The organism is Methylocystis sp. Se48 (assembly GCF_056269425.1).
The window spans coordinates 2,750,692-2,764,365 of sequence record NZ_CM149850.1; the positions used below are offsets into that span (position 1 = coordinate 2,750,692).

Here is a 13,674-nt window from a genome sequence, read left to right on the forward strand (position 1 = left end):
TCCGGGGGCGCTGACGCCGCTATATGATGCGCGTCGAATGACTCTCGAGAACGCCATCCGCGCAAAGGCGCTTTCCCTCGGTTTCGACGCCTGCCGCTTCGCCGCCGCAACGGTACAGCCGCAGCTCGCCGGGCGGCTTCGGGAGTGGCTGGACGCCGGCGCCCATGGCGACATGATCTGGATGGCGGAAACGGCGGAGCGGCGCGCGTCTCCCCAGGCGCTCTGGCCGTCGGCAAGGAGCGTCGTCATGCTCGGCATGAACTACGGGCCGTCCGCCGACCCGCTCGCCGGGCTTGAGCGCCGCAGCGCTGGAACCATCTCCGTCTACGCGAGAAACCGCGACTACCACGACATCGTCAAGGGGAAGCTCAAGCAGCTCGCGGCCTTCGCGCTGAAGCGCGCCGGCGGCGGCGCGGTCAAGGTCTTCGTCGACACCGCGCCGGTGATGGAGAAGCCGCTCGCTCAGGCGGCGGGGCTCGGCTGGCAGGGCAAACACACAAATCTCGTCTCGCGGGAGTTCGGATCGTGGCTGTTTCTCGGCGCGATCTTCACCGATCTCGCGCTTGCGCCGGACGAGGCCGAACGCGACCATTGCGGCTCCTGCCGCAACTGCCTCGACGCCTGTCCGACGCAGGCTTTTGCCGCCCCCTACCGCCTCGACGCGCGGCGTTGCGTCTCCTACCTCACCATCGAGCACAAGGGGCCGATTCCCCGCCCCTTCCGGGAAGCGATCGGCAATCGCATCTACGGTTGCGACGATTGTCTCGCCGTCTGCCCCTGGAACAAATTCGCCCGGATCACGCGAGAGGCGAAACTCGCAGCGCGCGGGGATCTCGAAAGCCCGGCGCTCGCCGAACTCGCGCAACTGGACGACGCGGGCTTTCGCGCCCTTTTTTCCGGCTCGCCGATCAAGCGAATCGGCCGCGCGCGGTTCCTGCGCAACGTTCTCGTCGCGATCGGCAACAGCGGCGCGCCGGAACTCGCGGCGGAAGCGGAACGGCTGCTCTCCGACGATGATTCGCTCGTGCGCGGCGCCGCCGTCTGGGCTGTGGCGCGGCTCGATCCGCAACGCCTCGTTGCGCTGCGCCATCTGGCCCTCTCGGAAAGCGACCCGGCGGTACGGGAGGAGTGGGCAAAAGAGACACACTCGGCGAAAAAATAATGTCAACTCGCGATAAGTGCGCCGCAGCACGCTTGCCCTTCCGCATTTCGATCTAATGTGACGGGAAGAAACGCTTTCTCCTTCTGGCGCCGCTGGCGATGATCACCTTTTCGAGACGCCCTGCCGACGATCCCGCGGAGGAGGCCGCACGCCTCCTGCTGAGGCTCGGCGTCTTTCTGCTCTTCGTGATTTCGTTGCTCGCGCCCATCCTTGCGCGGCAGACGGTCTATATCCTGCTGCCGGTCGGCGCGGCGCTGCTGCTCCTTTCCGCGAGTCTGTCTCCGCATCCGCGCGCAGGCGGATCGCTGCGGGCGCTGCTCGCCTCGCCGCCGGTCTGGGCCGCGCTGCTCCTTGGCGGCTGGGCCGGCGTCTCGCTGCTGTGGACGCCCTTCGAGGGGCCGGCCGAGCGCTTCGCCAAGGTGGCCGCGACCATGGCGCTGGTCGCCGCCGCGACGGGCTTTCTGCCTCTGCGCACCAAGACCTCCAACCTCAACCTTCTCCCGATCGGCGTAGGCGTCGCGACCGTCGCGCTCGCCGCGATCACGGTGCTGATGGCGCCGAAATATACGATCGAGGACATTCTCGACGTCGGTCCGCTCGGACGCGCCGGCCTCGGCCTTGCGCTTCTGGTCTGGCCGGCGATGGGCGCGCTCGCGGTGCGCGGCCGCTGGATCATGGCGGCGGCGCTCGGCGGCGCGACGCTGATCGCCTGCCAACTCGCGGCGGCGCCCAACGCCGTGCCGGCGCTCATCGGCGGAGCCCTCGTCTTCGCGGCGGCGTTCGGCCGGCCCCGCGCAGCCTCCGTGGCGCTCGCAGGCGCGATGGCGGCGATCGTGCTCCTCGCGCCCCTCGCCGCCTTCCTCACGCATCTGGTCTGGCCGGAGCATCCGCCCGCCTTTTTCAAACATCTCGCCTTTTGGGGCCAGATGATCTCGAACGACGGGATGCGCACGCTCCTCGGCCATGGCTTCGGCGCGGCGACCTGGGGCGTTTTGGGCGGCTATCTCACGCCCGCGACGCCGCGCAGCCTGATTTTCCAGATCTGGTTCGATCTCGGGGCGGTGGGCGCGGGCGCGCTCGCGCTGGCGCTCGCCCGCGCGAGCCTCGAGGTCGGGCAGGCGCGCCCCGCCCTCGCGCCTTTCCTGCTCGGCGGGATCTGGGCCGGCTTCATGATCTGCCTCCTCGGACCCGCCGCCGAACAATTGTGGTGGCTGACGCTCGCCGGGCTCGACGCCATCGCCTTCACTCTGGTAATGCGCGGCCAGTTCCGCAAGCGCCGCCCCGTGCTGCCGATCCGTCTCGGCCCGGTCCCAGCGGACGAAACCGCCTGACGTGAGATTTCCTTGGCTGATCCTCAGACGCTGACCTCCTCCGTGGAGCCGCGCGCCTTCGGCGAAGCGGTCGTCTCCGGCGCCTTCCTCGGCGATGCGCCCGCTTTCGCGCTCGCGGACGGCGCGGTCGTTCTCGGCGACGCCAAGGACGCCCGCCGCGTCGCGGCCCATCCCGACGCCGCCATTCTCGTCGCCGCGAGCGACGGGAGGCGACTCGCCACCGGCGGAGACGACGGCCGCGTCGTCGCGACTGGCGCCGACGGCGCGATGGAAACCATCGCCGACGAAAAAGGCAAATGGATCGACGCGCTGGCGCTGCACGAGGGCGCAATCGCCTGGTCGGCCGGCCGCAACGCGCGCGTGCGTTCCGCCAAGGGCGAGACCAAGTCCCTCGACCTGCCCTCGACGTGCCGCGGCCTCGCCTTCTTCCCCAAGGGCTACCGGCTCGCCGCCGCGCACTACAACGGCGCGACCCTGTGGTTCCCCAACGCCGGCAAGCCAGAGCCGTTGAGCTGGAACGGCTCGCATCTCGACGCCACGGTCTCGCCGGACGGCCGTTTCCTCGTCACCTCGATGCAGGAGAATACGCTGCATGGCTGGCGCATCGCCGACGCCAGGCACATGCGCATGTCCGGCTATCCCGGCAAGACGCGAAGCCTTTCCTGGTCGCGCGACGGCAAATGGCTCGCGACCTCGGGCTCTGACGCCTGCATCATCTGGCCCTTTTCCGGCAAGGACGGCCCGATGGGCCAGCCGCCGCGCGAATGCGGCGTGCGCGTGAACGTGCCGGTGACGCGGGTCGCCTTTCATCCCGGCGCGCCGGTCGTCGCCATCGGTTACGACGACGGACTTGTGATGCTCGCGCGAATCTCCGACGGGTCGGAAATCCTCGTGCGCCGTCCCGCCGAGGATCCGAAGAACGCCCGCATCTCCGCGCTTGCCTGGGACGCGAGAGGCGCGCGGCTGCTGTTTGGCGCGGAAAGCGGCGAGGCGGGGCTGCTGACGCTGCCCAGGGGCTGAGAATCAACCGCCTCGCAAGCTGAAAGCGGCCCCCTCAGAAGACGTCTTCGTCCGGGTCATAGTCCCGGGCGACGCCCTTGAAGCGCCGGCTGCGCGCCATCGCGAATATGGCGAAGGCGAGCAAGCCGACCGCGCCGCCGCGCGTGCAGGCGACGACGTCGAACGCCTCGAAAGCTTCGGCGCCGATGCGGCGTCTGTAGATGTCCTCCACCGCGCCCGTCGGCATGCGATCGATCCCGGGGATCTCTCTTGCAAGGGCCGCGTCGAACGGGCCATGACACAGGACGGCAAGTAAAGCTGCACGGAGAAGCAGCGGCGATAAAGCTTTTTGGGGATGCGTTACGGTAAACATCTAAAGCTCTATCTGTGTTCTGGTCTAAGTCTGACGCAGAGACTGGAGACCATCAGTTAAAAAATACTTAACAAATTTGTCTTTCGAAGAAAATGTCGTGACGAACCATATGGTTGTCGCCGGCGCGCCGTCGCGCGGCGGCTATGTCTCCCAGGATCGCCGGCGCCTCTTCAAACATCCTCGGTCGGACTGAAGGGGCCGATTCGCTCCAGATCCCTCAGCAATCCGCAAAGCAAGCGCACGGCCGCCGCGTTGCCGGCCAGTTCAGATTCGAAGGCGATTCGGACCGCGCGCGCCTTCAGGCCCAGCGCGTTCGGCGAAGAGGCCGGCAGGTCGACCATCTGGAGGATCAACGCCCACAATCGCTCTTGCGCGTCGTCCTCCGCGTCGTCGTCTTCCGCAGCTATGGCCGCGGCGCGTTGCGAGAGAATTTCGTCGAAAGCCTCGGCGGCAACACACCATTCGAAGCGTCGCTCGATGTCGGGCACGACTCCTCCAAATACATTTGGAAAACCCATGGCGGCGGTCTTGGCGATCGACCGCCCTCGCGCAACGATATTGATGTAGAATTTTATAAATTGCGAGCTTGGCAGTTTTTATGAAAGCTAAGACTGGAGTTATCATTTTCAACTTGGCGCAAAACAAGTAATTCTCTCGCCATCTGCGTCGTCGATTACTGCCAAGAGGAAGACTGGTCGCCTGCGCCGCCTCAAAGCGCATTCGCCGGATTGGGATGTAGATAGCCGCTGACGCAGCGCAGGGCCGCATTGTCGATCAGCGATTGTTGCCAGGACGTGAGACCTGCGAACATGTGCCCGCCGTTATAAGGGAAAAACTGGAACGGCGCCGCCAGTTGAAACAGCCGCGTGATCAGCAGTTGCGACTGTGTGAGGGGAACGGTGACATCCGTCGTCCCGTGAACGACGCAGGTCGGCGCCGTGCGGGCGTTCAGATAAAAAATCGGAGAGGCGTTTCGATAGAGGCTTGGCGCCTGCGCATAGGAACGCGCGCCGAACAAGGCGAGCGGAGCGATTTGCGGAGACATGTCCGGGCGCGTGAGATCGACTGGACCGAACATGTCGACGACAGCCGACGCCTTCGGCGATTGCAACGGGAGATAAGGGGAGCGATCGCCGGCGACGTTCGTCGCGAGCGAGCCGAGAAACAAGGCGAGATGGGCGCCCGCCGAACTGCCGACGACGCCGATGCGGGTCGGATCGATCCGCAAAATGCCCGCATATTGGCGCAGCCAGCGCATCGCGAGCTGAACGTCCTGCAATTGCGCGTTCCACTGCGTCGTGCGATCGGCGTAGCTAGCGAGCCGATAGTTGATCGATACGACATGGAAGCCCGCCATTGCGTAAAGGCGCGCATAGTAGCCGTCAAAATAGGATTTGTCTCCGGCCTGCCAGCCGCCGCCGTGGATCATGACGACGGCCGGATTGACGCCCTTGTTAAGGAGGTACAAATCGGCCTTCTCCTGAGCGGTGAGGCCGTATTGCACATCGCGGAACACCGTCCAGTTCGGCGCCGCCCGCGCCGCGCCGCTGAGGAAAACCAAACATAAGACGACGCCTAGAAGACGAATAATTCGCACGGCTCCCTCCGTCGGGGTTCGCGCCGAGCAAACCACTCGAAGGAGACTAAAATTGAATTAAGCGACGTCCTTCCGAAATCGCGGTTAACGAATGCTTGCGACGACGGCGGAACAGGTAAGATCCTCCACAGACGCCGGTTGATGCGTTGCAGCGGCAAAGGAGCGGAAAGAATGCCGAGAATCCCCCGGCTGCTCGCCATCGCCGGCTCCGACCCCTCCGGCGGCGCTGGCGCGCAGGCCGACCTGAAGACTTTCTCCGCCTTTGGCTGCTACGGCATGGCGGCGATTACCGCGCTCACCGCGCAGAACACGTGCGGCGTCGCCGCGGTCTGGCCTGTCGCGCCGGACGTCGTCGCGGCGCAGGTGGCGGCGGTCGTCTCCGACATCCCGCCGGACGCCGTCAAGATCGGCATGGTCGCGACGCCCGTCGCCGCGCAGGCTATCGCCGGCGCGCTGGGGCCTGAGCCGCGCAATGTCGTGCTCGACCCCGTGCTCGTTCCAACGCAGGGCGTGAGCCTCGCCTCGGCGGGGCTCGAGCGCGCGCTGATCGCGACGCTCCTTCCTTTGGCGCGCCTCGCGACGCCCAACGTCTTCGAGGCGGCGGCGCTCACGGAAACCGAGCCCGCGCGCTCGGTCGACGACTTGGCCGCGCAGGGCCGGATGCTGATCGAGGCGGGCGCCCGCGCCGTGCTGGTGAAGGGCGGCGATCTTTCAGGCGAACCGGTCGACGTCCTTCTCGCCGAGGGCGAGACCCGGCTGTTTCGCGGGCGGCGAATCGAGACCCGCCACACCCATGGCACGGGCTGCGCGCTCTCCTCCGCAATCGCCGCCGGCCTCGCCAAAGGCGATTCGCTCATTGACGCTGTCGCAACGGCGAAAGCTTGGCTGGAAGGGGCGCTCGAAGCGGGGAACGCGCTGGCGCTCGGCGAGGGCCGCGGCCCGCCCGACCATCTCTACGCCCTGCGCGGAGGAGCCGCCGCAGTCCAGGCGCCGCAGAAGCTGGCATGAGCAAAATTCATGTTATTCTATATATACTTACGCTCATGTTTTCACAGCCGGAAAGACCCACGATGACATTGGCAAGATCGATGCCCGCCCTCCTGACCCCGAACCGCGACGGGCTCTTTTACGCTGCGATGGCCGTGGCGATGGCCGCGACGGTTTTCGTCGGCTTCGCGCCGACCTTCTTCCTCAAGGTCTTTTCGGACGCGCCGCCGCTAGACCCGCTGCTGCATCTGCATGGCGCGGCTTTCGCGGGCTGGTATGCGCTGTTTTTCACTCAGGCCGCGCTGATCGCGAACGGGCGGCCCGACCTCCATCGCAGGCTGGGCCTCGCGGGGTTTTCCCTTGCGGCCGTCATGGTTCCGCTCGGCGTGGCGGCGGCGATTCACGCCATTCGCACGAACCACACGCCGCCGGGCCTCGATCCGCGGTCCTTTCTCGTCCTGCCCTTCTTCGGCATCGCCGTCTTCGCGACGCTTGCGGTCGCGGGCTTTCTCATGCGCAGCCGTCCCGAGACGCACAAGCGGCTCATGCTGCTCGCAAGCGTCGCAATGCTCGACGCGCCGATCGCCCGCATCCCCGGCGTCTTTGCGCTGGGCGGGCCGCTGGCCTCCTTCGGTCTTCAGGATCTGTTCGTGATCGCCGGCGTCGCCTACGACTTTGCGTCGCGCCGGCGCATTCATCCCGCCTATCTCGTCGGCGGCTTTTTCATTCTGGCGATGCAGCCTCTGCGCATCGTGGTCTCGACGACGTCCTGGTGGCTCGCCTTCGGGGATTGGCTGAAGGGCTGACGCCCTTCGGTCTCATCCGTTCAGCGCCGCCTTCACCACGGCGCTCGCCTTCGCGAAATCCATGCGCCCCGCGTATTTCGCCTTCAACGCGGCGACGACCTTGCCCATGTCCTTGATCGAGGCGGCGCCGACCTCGGAGATGGCGGCTGTCACGGCTTGCGCCACCTCGGCCTCAGAGAGCTGTTGCGGCAGATAGGCGGAAATCACGGCTATTTCGCCCTTCTCCTTCTCGGCGAGGTCGGCGCGGCCGGCCTTCTCATAGATGTCGAGCGACTCCTGGCGGCTCTTGATCATCTTCTGGAGCAAAGCGAGAATATCTTCCTCGGTCAGAGTCTTGCCCGCGCCGCGCGCCTCGATGTCCTTGTCCTTCAGGGCGGCGTTGATCATGCGCAGGGCGTCCACTTTCGCGCTGTCGCGGGCCTTCATGGCGTCCTTGAGGTCCTGATTGATCTTATCGCGCATGTGACTTGGGGTTTCCATTTTGGGGACGAATGGATTACATCCGTCCTTCAGAGTTTCTCGCGCCATGGCCGGGCTGGTCCCGGCAAGCGAGCCGACGCCGTCCCCGACGGCTCGGCGCGGTTATGACGCGCGGCGAGGCGCCTGTCATAACGGCTTGCCCCGCCCGAACGCAAATGGACGGTCGATGACCCAAGACAATGGCTGGACGAAGCCGGCGCACACCGGCGTGCTGGTGCTCGCGAGCGGCGAAGTGATCGAGGGCTATGGCCTCGGCGCGGTCGGCGAGGCGGCGGGCGAAGTCTGCTTCAACACCGCCATGACGGGCTATCAGGAAATCCTGACCGACCCCTCCTACGCCGCGCAGATCGTCACCTTCACTTTCCCGCATATCGGCAATGTGGGCGTGAACGAGGACGACGTCGAGACGGTCGACCTCGCGACGAGCGCGGGGGCGGTCGGCGCCATCTTCGGCCAGCCGGTGACCGACCCCTCTAATTTCCGCGCCGAATCGACCTTGACCGACTGGCTCGCGAGGCGCGGGATCGTCGCCCTGTGCGGGATCGACACGCGCGCGCTGACGGTCCTCATCCGCGAGCGCGGCATGCCGAACGCAGTCGTCGCTCATTCGCCCGACGGCAAGTTCGACATCGCGGCGCTGAAGGCCAGGGCGGCGGCGTGGCCTGGGATCGACGGCATGGACCTCGTGCCAAGCGTCGGCGCCAAGGCGCGCTACGACTGGAAGGAAACCACCTGGCGGCTCGGCGTCGGCTATGGTGAGCGTGTCGCGCAACCAAAGTTCCGCGTCGTGGCCATCGATTACGGCGTCAAGCGCAACATTCTGCGTCTCCTCGCCGATCAGGGCTGCGAGGTCATTGTCGCCCCCGCCACGGCGACGAGCGCCGAGATTCTGGCGCTCAAGCCCGATGGCGTGTTCCTATCCAATGGCCCCGGCGATCCGGCCGAGACCGCCAAATACGCCGCGCCCGTGATCCGCGACCTGCTCGAAAAGAAGGTGCCGACCTTCGGCATTTGCCTCGGCCATCAGATGATGGCGCTCGCCGTCGGCGCGAAGACCCGAAAGATGCCGCAGGGACATCACGGCGCGAACCATCCGGTGAAGGACTTTACCACCGGCAAGGTCGAGATCGTGTCGATGAATCATGGCTTCGCGGTCGACCGCGACAGCCTGCCGGGGAACGCCGTCGAAACACATCGTTCGCTCTTCGACGGCTCCAATTGCGGGATCGCGCTCACCGACCGACCGGCGTTCTCGGTGCAGCATCACCCGGAAGCCTCCCCCGGCCCTCAGGACAGCCATTATCTCTTCCGGCGCTTCGTCGAAATGATGGAGAAGGCGAAGGCGGCGTAACGGATACGCCGCCTGGGTCGTCGCCAACCGATGGCCAGGATGCGCGAAGCGACGGCGACGAGGCGATTCTGAGCCCTGGCGTGACCGGAGGTCAATGCGCTGCGCGCGATGAGCGGCTTTATCTCGCGGACTCCGCGCGATTCGTGAATTTCTCGCAAGGCGGCACGAGCGCGTCGAGCGGCTTTTCCGCCGTGACCGCCGCGCGCAGATCGACGTCCCTCAGCAGCGTGAGATAGGCGCCGCCCTGTTGCGTGCGCAGGTAAGAGGTCGTCAGCAACGGCCCGTCCGGAAACGCGCCGCGCCGGCAGGCGTCGGCGGCCACGCCGAATGAGCCGCGCGTCGCGCCCGGATTGCGCGCCTTCTCTTCCAGAAAAGCCTTCTGACGGGCGCGAATTTCCGCATAATCCGCCGGGTCGACCCGGTAGACGTAAAGGCGCGTCCCGGCGTTCTTCTCATGGGTCAGCGGCGCGACGTCCTCCGGGGCCGCCGTCTCCTTCAAAACGATTTTCGCCTCATGGGGCTCCTCCCCTTCCCGCCGCCAGCCGACGGTGAGCGTCACGCCGCCCGGCCGCGGTTCGAACGCGTCGGGAAGCCGCACCGCCGCGCGCAGCGCGGCTGGGTCAACGGCGGCGGCGTCGAAATTGCGCAGCGCCCACATCGTGGAAACCGGCACATGGCTGCACGCGCCGAGCGCGGACAGGAGCAGGATCAAAAACCGATGAAACATGACGTTCCTCATGAATAGGACTTATTTTTTAATGTTTGACATTAATTTTTTTATGTGTCAATCGTAACTCATCGAACACAGGAGGATCGGCATGACGATGAACTCGCTTTCCACCTCGCCAGTCGCGGAAGACGTGCAATTGGCGACGCTTCGCGCCCGCATCGGCTGGCTCTGCCAGGCGTTGCGGGCGTCGGCGGCGGCCTATTGCGTCTGGATGCTCTACGCCATCGCCGCTTTCTGGAGCGACGAGGCGCGCGTGGCCTCGCGCTTCGGCGCTGGGCTCGGCGTCGACGTCAGCGAGGCGACGGGAATGCAGCGGCTTGGGGCCTTCGGCGTCAGCTTCGCGATCTGGCTCCTGTTGGCCGCGGCCTCCTACAGCGCCTGGCGGCTGTTTTCCGGCTATCTGGACGGGCGCATTTTTGCGTCGGACGCAGCGACCTGGCTGCGCCGTCTCGCGCTATTCGGCCTCATGGCCGCCCTCGTCGACATTGCGGCGCGGCCGCTCATGTCGCTCATCCTCACGGCGCACAAGGGCGCGGGCGGGCATATCGTGTCCGTCTATTTCCGTCCCGAGGATCTCTCCACCGTGCTTCTGCTCGCGACTTTGCTCGCGCTCGCCCATATCCAGAAAACGGCGACCGACATCGCGGACGAAAACGCGCAGTTCGTCTGATGCCCATCGTCGTCAACCTCGACGTGATGCTCGCGCGGCGCAAGATGCGCTCGCGCGACCTCGCCCAGCTGATCGGGATCGCCGAGCAGAACGTGAGCCTTCTGAAATCGGGTAAGGTTAAGGGCGTGCGTTTCGACACACTGGAAAAAATCTGCGAGGCGCTGGATTGCCAGCCCGGCGATATATTGGAATATCGCCGGGAAGAACCGACGAAATAACAAACGCCAGTTCGGCTTTACAATAGGCGGGAGGAGTTCGGATGGCCGCGACGCGCATTGCGAAATTCGTCGCGCTGCTCGCGCTTGCGCTCGCCCTCGCGCTCGGCGTTTCCTTCACCATCCGGCCGCAGTTGCGCGCCGCGCTGCTTGCCGAACTCAACGACCCCGTCGCCCTGCCCGCGCTGGAAACCGATGGACGCATCCATTTCGAGACAAGGGCGCGCGCCTGCGCCGACGCCGTGGCGGCGGTTCTCCCCGCGGCCATCGCCAAAGTCGAGGCCGAACACGGCCGGCCCTTTTCGAAAGCGCCCATCGTCGGCGTCTATGACAATTTCAACGCCTACGCCCGCGCCAACGGGCTCGGCGACGGCGCGGTCGCCGGCGTTTCGCGCGCAGGCCGGGCGATGCTCTCGCCCACGCTCTGCAAGGAAGAAAACGATCGCCTGACCGGCGTGCTGACGCATGAACTGTCCCACGTCCATCTGTTCGGCTGGCGTCCGCGCAGGGCGCCGCGCCCGCCGCAATGGTTCACGGAGGGCCTCGCCGTCATGGCGTCGGACGGCGGTGCGGCGGAGAGCGTTTCGGACGCGCAGGCGGAACAGGCCATCCGCGACGGCTATGGCGTCATTCTGGACGCGACGCCCTGGTCGAACTTCATGGCGATCCCTTTCGCCGCCGAACCGCCCTGCGACGCCGGTTGCGATCCCCGCTCCTTTCGACAGCGCCTTGCTTACCGGCAGGCGGCCGTCTTCGTCGCCTGGCTGCGCAAGCGGGACGCCGCGGGGTTCTCCCGGCTGATGCGAAGCCTCGAAGCCGGCGAGAAGTTCGACGACGCCTTTCGCGCGGCCTTCGGCGGCGCGCCCTGGGAGCTCTGGAAAGATTTCGCGGAAAGCCTTCAGGCCTCCCGGTAAAAAACCAGCATCAATCCCGCGAGAATGAAGGCGACGGGCCACACGAAACCCGCGATCCTCTTCGCCCCGCCGTCGAGGCGCAACTCCAGCCAGCGCGACCAGCCCGCCGCGACGCCGACGAGGGCCAGCGGCGTGTGGGTGATCTCGATCAGCGTCTCTTCCTTGAGATTGGCGAGCGCGTGGGAATGAGTGAGAAGAAAGGCCGCCGCCGTCGCTGTGCTGATCGGGAAGACGTAGGGCGCCCACCACGCCTTGACGCGCCCAAGCCGCACCCGCCACTCGAAGAGGCCGAAGGCGACGATAAGTAGGGTCAGCAGCCTGTGCTGCGCGATCTCGGGATCTCTCAAGCTCTCGATCAGCCCGAGGCGGCCTAGCGGCCAGACCATTTCATCGGCGCGCAAAAACAGGAAGCCCGCGAGCCCCAGGAACGCCAGCGGCCAGTGGCGCATGTAAGGCGCAAGACGGCGGTTCGCGCGCTCGAGCAGCGCCATCACGCCCATGGCGGCGACGAAAAGGCCCGCCCAATGATGATTATATTCCGACCAGGCGATGTCGGCGGGCGAGCGCGGCGGCTGGGCGCCGGGCGGGAGGTATTTCAGCGCCTCCGGCGGCAGCGCCGCCGAGACCGTCGCAAAATCCGGGCTGTCGAGCCGCACGGGGAGGCGCGGTTCGAGGCGGTCGACGATTTCGGTCAGACTCGCCCGGTCGTTCGGCAAGTCGCGCGCCGGCGGAAGCGAGGCGAGCGAGGCCGCGCAAAACAATACGGTGAGGCCGATTCCTATTTCCGCCTCGGCGAAGCGCCGGGTGCGCAGGAGCGGTCCAGCCGGCTCCTCCCTCATCTGGCGAACGGCGAGGAAATTCATCGCGCCGAGGAACAGAAGCCCCAGCAGCAAGACGATCTTGGCGCTGAGCATGACGCCATAGGAAGTCCCGTAAAACGCCGACGGCGTTCCGACGTAATAGACCGCCATGAGCGCGCCGCCCGCGAGAAGCGAGGCGACGGCGCCGACAGACATCGTCGAGAATCGCCGAGCCGCCGCGGCACGGGCCGCTGGTTCGGCCAGCTCCGTCAGCGCCATGAGGAAAAAGGGAATGCCCCCAATCCAGACGGCGGCGCCGAGCATATGCAGGAATTCCGAGGCGGACAGCGCAACGGCCCCCTCGAACTGGCTGACGGCGTGCGTCGACCCCGCCTGAACGCCCAGAAGCAGCGCCGACAGAATGGGCGCGGCCGCGCGGATGGCCCGGCCGCCGGATTGCGCCCGGCGCGCCGCAACCGCAATCGCCGCGGCGATGGCCGCCGCCATCAGATCGACCGCGACCGCGCGCGCGCCCGCCGCCTCGCGGACCGGAATTTCCAGCGTGCCCACCAGCATCGCGGTCAGCGAAGCGGCCGCGAGCGTTTCCGCGGCCGCAAGCGCGATGGCGGCGGAGGCGATCAGGCGCAGCGCGCGGCGGGCGAGCGTCTCTCCCGCCGCGCCCAGCGCGTCGCCGAGCGGCCAGACGAGCGCCAGCAGGAAGGCGAGCCCGCCGATTGCGACCGATTGCGCCGCGAGGATGAAACCGCGCAGCACGACGCTCAGAAATCCGTATATGTCGACAAAAAGCTGCATGGTCAGCGGACCACGACGAAGGGGATGTCGCCCTGCGTGATATGGCCGTCGGGGCTCAGCGTCTGCCAATGCAGACGATATCGCCCCGGCGTCAGGCCGCGTGCGGTCGCTTTCAGCGTATCAGGAGAGGACGCATCGGTCATCGGCAGCGTCGCGGCATCCCCGTCGATCTTGAACAGCCTGAGATGAGAGCGTCCCGCGTCGATCCGACTGTTGAAGCGGATTTCGATGGCGAGTTCCTCGCCCGTCACGGTTTGATCCGGACGCGGCGAGGACGCGATCACGATGGCGTGCGCCTCCGCCGCGCCGCTGAAAAGGACCAGCCAGACGAAAGCCGGCGCAAGTCGAATAAGCTTCATGTCGGACGCCCCCGAGGACGGACGCCTTTTCAGGCGTAGAACGCGCCCGAATATCCGATTTCGACGCGATGAAGCAATGTCGCCGCG

General features: G+C 66.4%; 16 protein-coding genes. 9 read left to right on the forward strand and 7 right to left on the reverse strand.

All coding sequences use genetic code 11. The features are described from left to right. Nucleotides 1-37 precede the first annotated feature (37 nt). From queG to ACV959_RS13455, 3 genes are all read left to right on the forward strand, one after another. Nucleotides 38-1,162, forward strand: a complete 1,125-nt coding sequence (queG, locus tag ACV959_RS13445) for a tRNA epoxyqueuosine(34) reductase QueG (RefSeq protein ID WP_475737088.1) — start codon at nucleotides 38-40, stop codon at nucleotides 1,160-1,162. Nucleotides 1,163-1,260: 98 nt separating this feature from the next. Beyond that, nucleotides 1,261-2,493 carry a hypothetical protein gene (locus ACV959_RS13450; RefSeq protein WP_475737089.1) on the forward strand — a complete coding sequence of 411 codons (1,233 nt, stop codon included), beginning with the start codon at nucleotides 1,261-1,263 and terminating at the stop codon, nucleotides 2,491-2,493. A 12-nt stretch (nucleotides 2,494-2,505) separates the two neighbouring features. After that, a complete protein-coding gene (locus ACV959_RS13455) occupies nucleotides 2,506-3,513 on the forward strand; it encodes a WD40 repeat domain-containing protein (RefSeq protein ID WP_475737090.1) in 1,008 nt (335 codons plus the stop codon). 34 nt (nucleotides 3,514-3,547) lie between these two features. Here the strand turns inward: ACV959_RS13455 and ACV959_RS13460 are convergent, their stop codons facing one another. The 3 genes from ACV959_RS13460 to ACV959_RS13470 all read right to left on the reverse strand — a co-directional run bounded on the left by ACV959_RS13460 (nucleotide 3,548) and on the right by ACV959_RS13470 (nucleotide 5,462). After that, nucleotides 3,548-3,739, reverse strand: a complete 192-nt coding sequence (locus ACV959_RS13460; protein ID WP_475737091.1) for a hypothetical protein — start codon at nucleotides 3,737-3,739, stop codon at nucleotides 3,548-3,550. A gap of 296 nt (nucleotides 3,740-4,035) precedes the next feature. Then, nucleotides 4,036-4,353: a hypothetical protein gene (locus ACV959_RS13465; protein ID WP_475737092.1), complete on the reverse strand. Its 318-nt coding sequence runs from the start codon at nucleotides 4,351-4,353 to the stop codon at nucleotides 4,036-4,038. A gap of 221 nt (nucleotides 4,354-4,574) precedes the next feature. After that, nucleotides 4,575-5,462 (reverse strand): alpha/beta fold hydrolase, encoded by an 888-nt coding sequence (locus tag ACV959_RS13470; RefSeq protein ID WP_475737093.1) that lies wholly within the window; start codon nucleotides 5,460-5,462, stop codon nucleotides 4,575-4,577. Nucleotides 5,463-5,633: 171 nt separating this feature from the next. Between ACV959_RS13470 and thiD the strand changes: the two genes are divergently transcribed. After that, nucleotides 5,634-6,470: a bifunctional hydroxymethylpyrimidine kinase/phosphomethylpyrimidine kinase gene (gene thiD, locus ACV959_RS13475; protein ID WP_475737094.1), complete on the forward strand. Its 837-nt coding sequence runs from the start codon at nucleotides 5,634-5,636 to the stop codon at nucleotides 6,468-6,470. A 62-nt stretch (nucleotides 6,471-6,532) separates the two neighbouring features. Next, the gene (locus ACV959_RS13480) at nucleotides 6,533-7,255 is read left to right on the forward strand and encodes a hypothetical protein (RefSeq protein ID WP_475737095.1); all 723 of its coding nucleotides are present in this window, start codon (nucleotides 6,533-6,535) and stop codon (nucleotides 7,253-7,255) included. Between the two features lie 12 nt (nucleotides 7,256-7,267). Here ACV959_RS13480 and ACV959_RS13485 read toward each other — a convergent pair whose 3' ends face one another. After that, nucleotides 7,268-7,717 carry a GatB/YqeY domain-containing protein gene (locus tag ACV959_RS13485; RefSeq protein WP_475739668.1) on the reverse strand — a complete coding sequence of 150 codons (450 nt, stop codon included), beginning with the start codon at nucleotides 7,715-7,717 and terminating at the stop codon, nucleotides 7,268-7,270. 184 nt (nucleotides 7,718-7,901) lie between these two features. Here ACV959_RS13485 and carA point away from each other — a divergent pair, with 184 nt between their 5' ends. Beyond that, on the forward strand, nucleotides 7,902-9,086 hold the full coding sequence (gene carA / locus ACV959_RS13490; RefSeq protein WP_475737096.1) for a glutamine-hydrolyzing carbamoyl-phosphate synthase small subunit: 1,185 nt from the start codon (nucleotides 7,902-7,904) through the stop codon (nucleotides 9,084-9,086). Nucleotides 9,087-9,204: 118 nt separating this feature from the next. On the opposite strand, the gene ACV959_RS13495 is transcribed toward carA, so the two are convergent. Next, the gene (locus tag ACV959_RS13495; RefSeq protein WP_475737097.1) at nucleotides 9,205-9,813 is read right to left on the reverse strand and encodes a hypothetical protein; all 609 of its coding nucleotides are present in this window, start codon (nucleotides 9,811-9,813) and stop codon (nucleotides 9,205-9,207) included. 91 nt (nucleotides 9,814-9,904) lie between these two features. Between ACV959_RS13495 and ACV959_RS13500 the strand changes: the two genes are divergently transcribed. The 3 genes from ACV959_RS13500 to ACV959_RS13510 are packed head-to-tail and all read left to right on the forward strand — an operon-like array spanning nucleotide 9,905 to nucleotide 11,615. Then, nucleotides 9,905-10,486 carry a DUF2975 domain-containing protein gene (locus tag ACV959_RS13500; RefSeq protein WP_475737098.1) on the forward strand — a complete coding sequence of 194 codons (582 nt, stop codon included), beginning with the start codon at nucleotides 9,905-9,907 and terminating at the stop codon, nucleotides 10,484-10,486. Beyond that, a complete protein-coding gene (locus ACV959_RS13505) occupies nucleotides 10,486-10,704 on the forward strand; it encodes a helix-turn-helix domain-containing protein (protein WP_475737099.1) in 219 nt (72 codons plus the stop codon). Before ACV959_RS13500 ends, ACV959_RS13505 begins: the two co-directional genes overlap by 1 nt. A gap of 41 nt (nucleotides 10,705-10,745) precedes the next feature. Then, nucleotides 10,746-11,615 (forward strand): hypothetical protein, encoded by an 870-nt coding sequence (locus ACV959_RS13510; RefSeq protein ID WP_475737100.1) that lies wholly within the window; start codon nucleotides 10,746-10,748, stop codon nucleotides 11,613-11,615. On the opposite strand, the gene ACV959_RS13515 is transcribed toward ACV959_RS13510, so the two are convergent. Both ACV959_RS13515 and ACV959_RS13520 read right to left on the reverse strand, forming a co-directional pair. Continuing rightward, entirely contained in the window at nucleotides 11,600-13,228 is a 1,629-nt protein-coding gene (locus tag ACV959_RS13515) for a copper resistance D family protein (protein WP_475737101.1), read from the reverse strand. The genes ACV959_RS13510 and ACV959_RS13515 overlap by 16 nt on opposite strands. A gap of 2 nt (nucleotides 13,229-13,230) precedes the next feature. Next, nucleotides 13,231-13,587, reverse strand: coding sequence for a copper resistance CopC family protein (locus tag ACV959_RS13520; RefSeq protein WP_475737102.1), 357 nt, complete (start codon nucleotides 13,585-13,587; stop codon nucleotides 13,231-13,233). Between the last annotated feature and the right edge of the window lie 87 nt (nucleotides 13,588-13,674).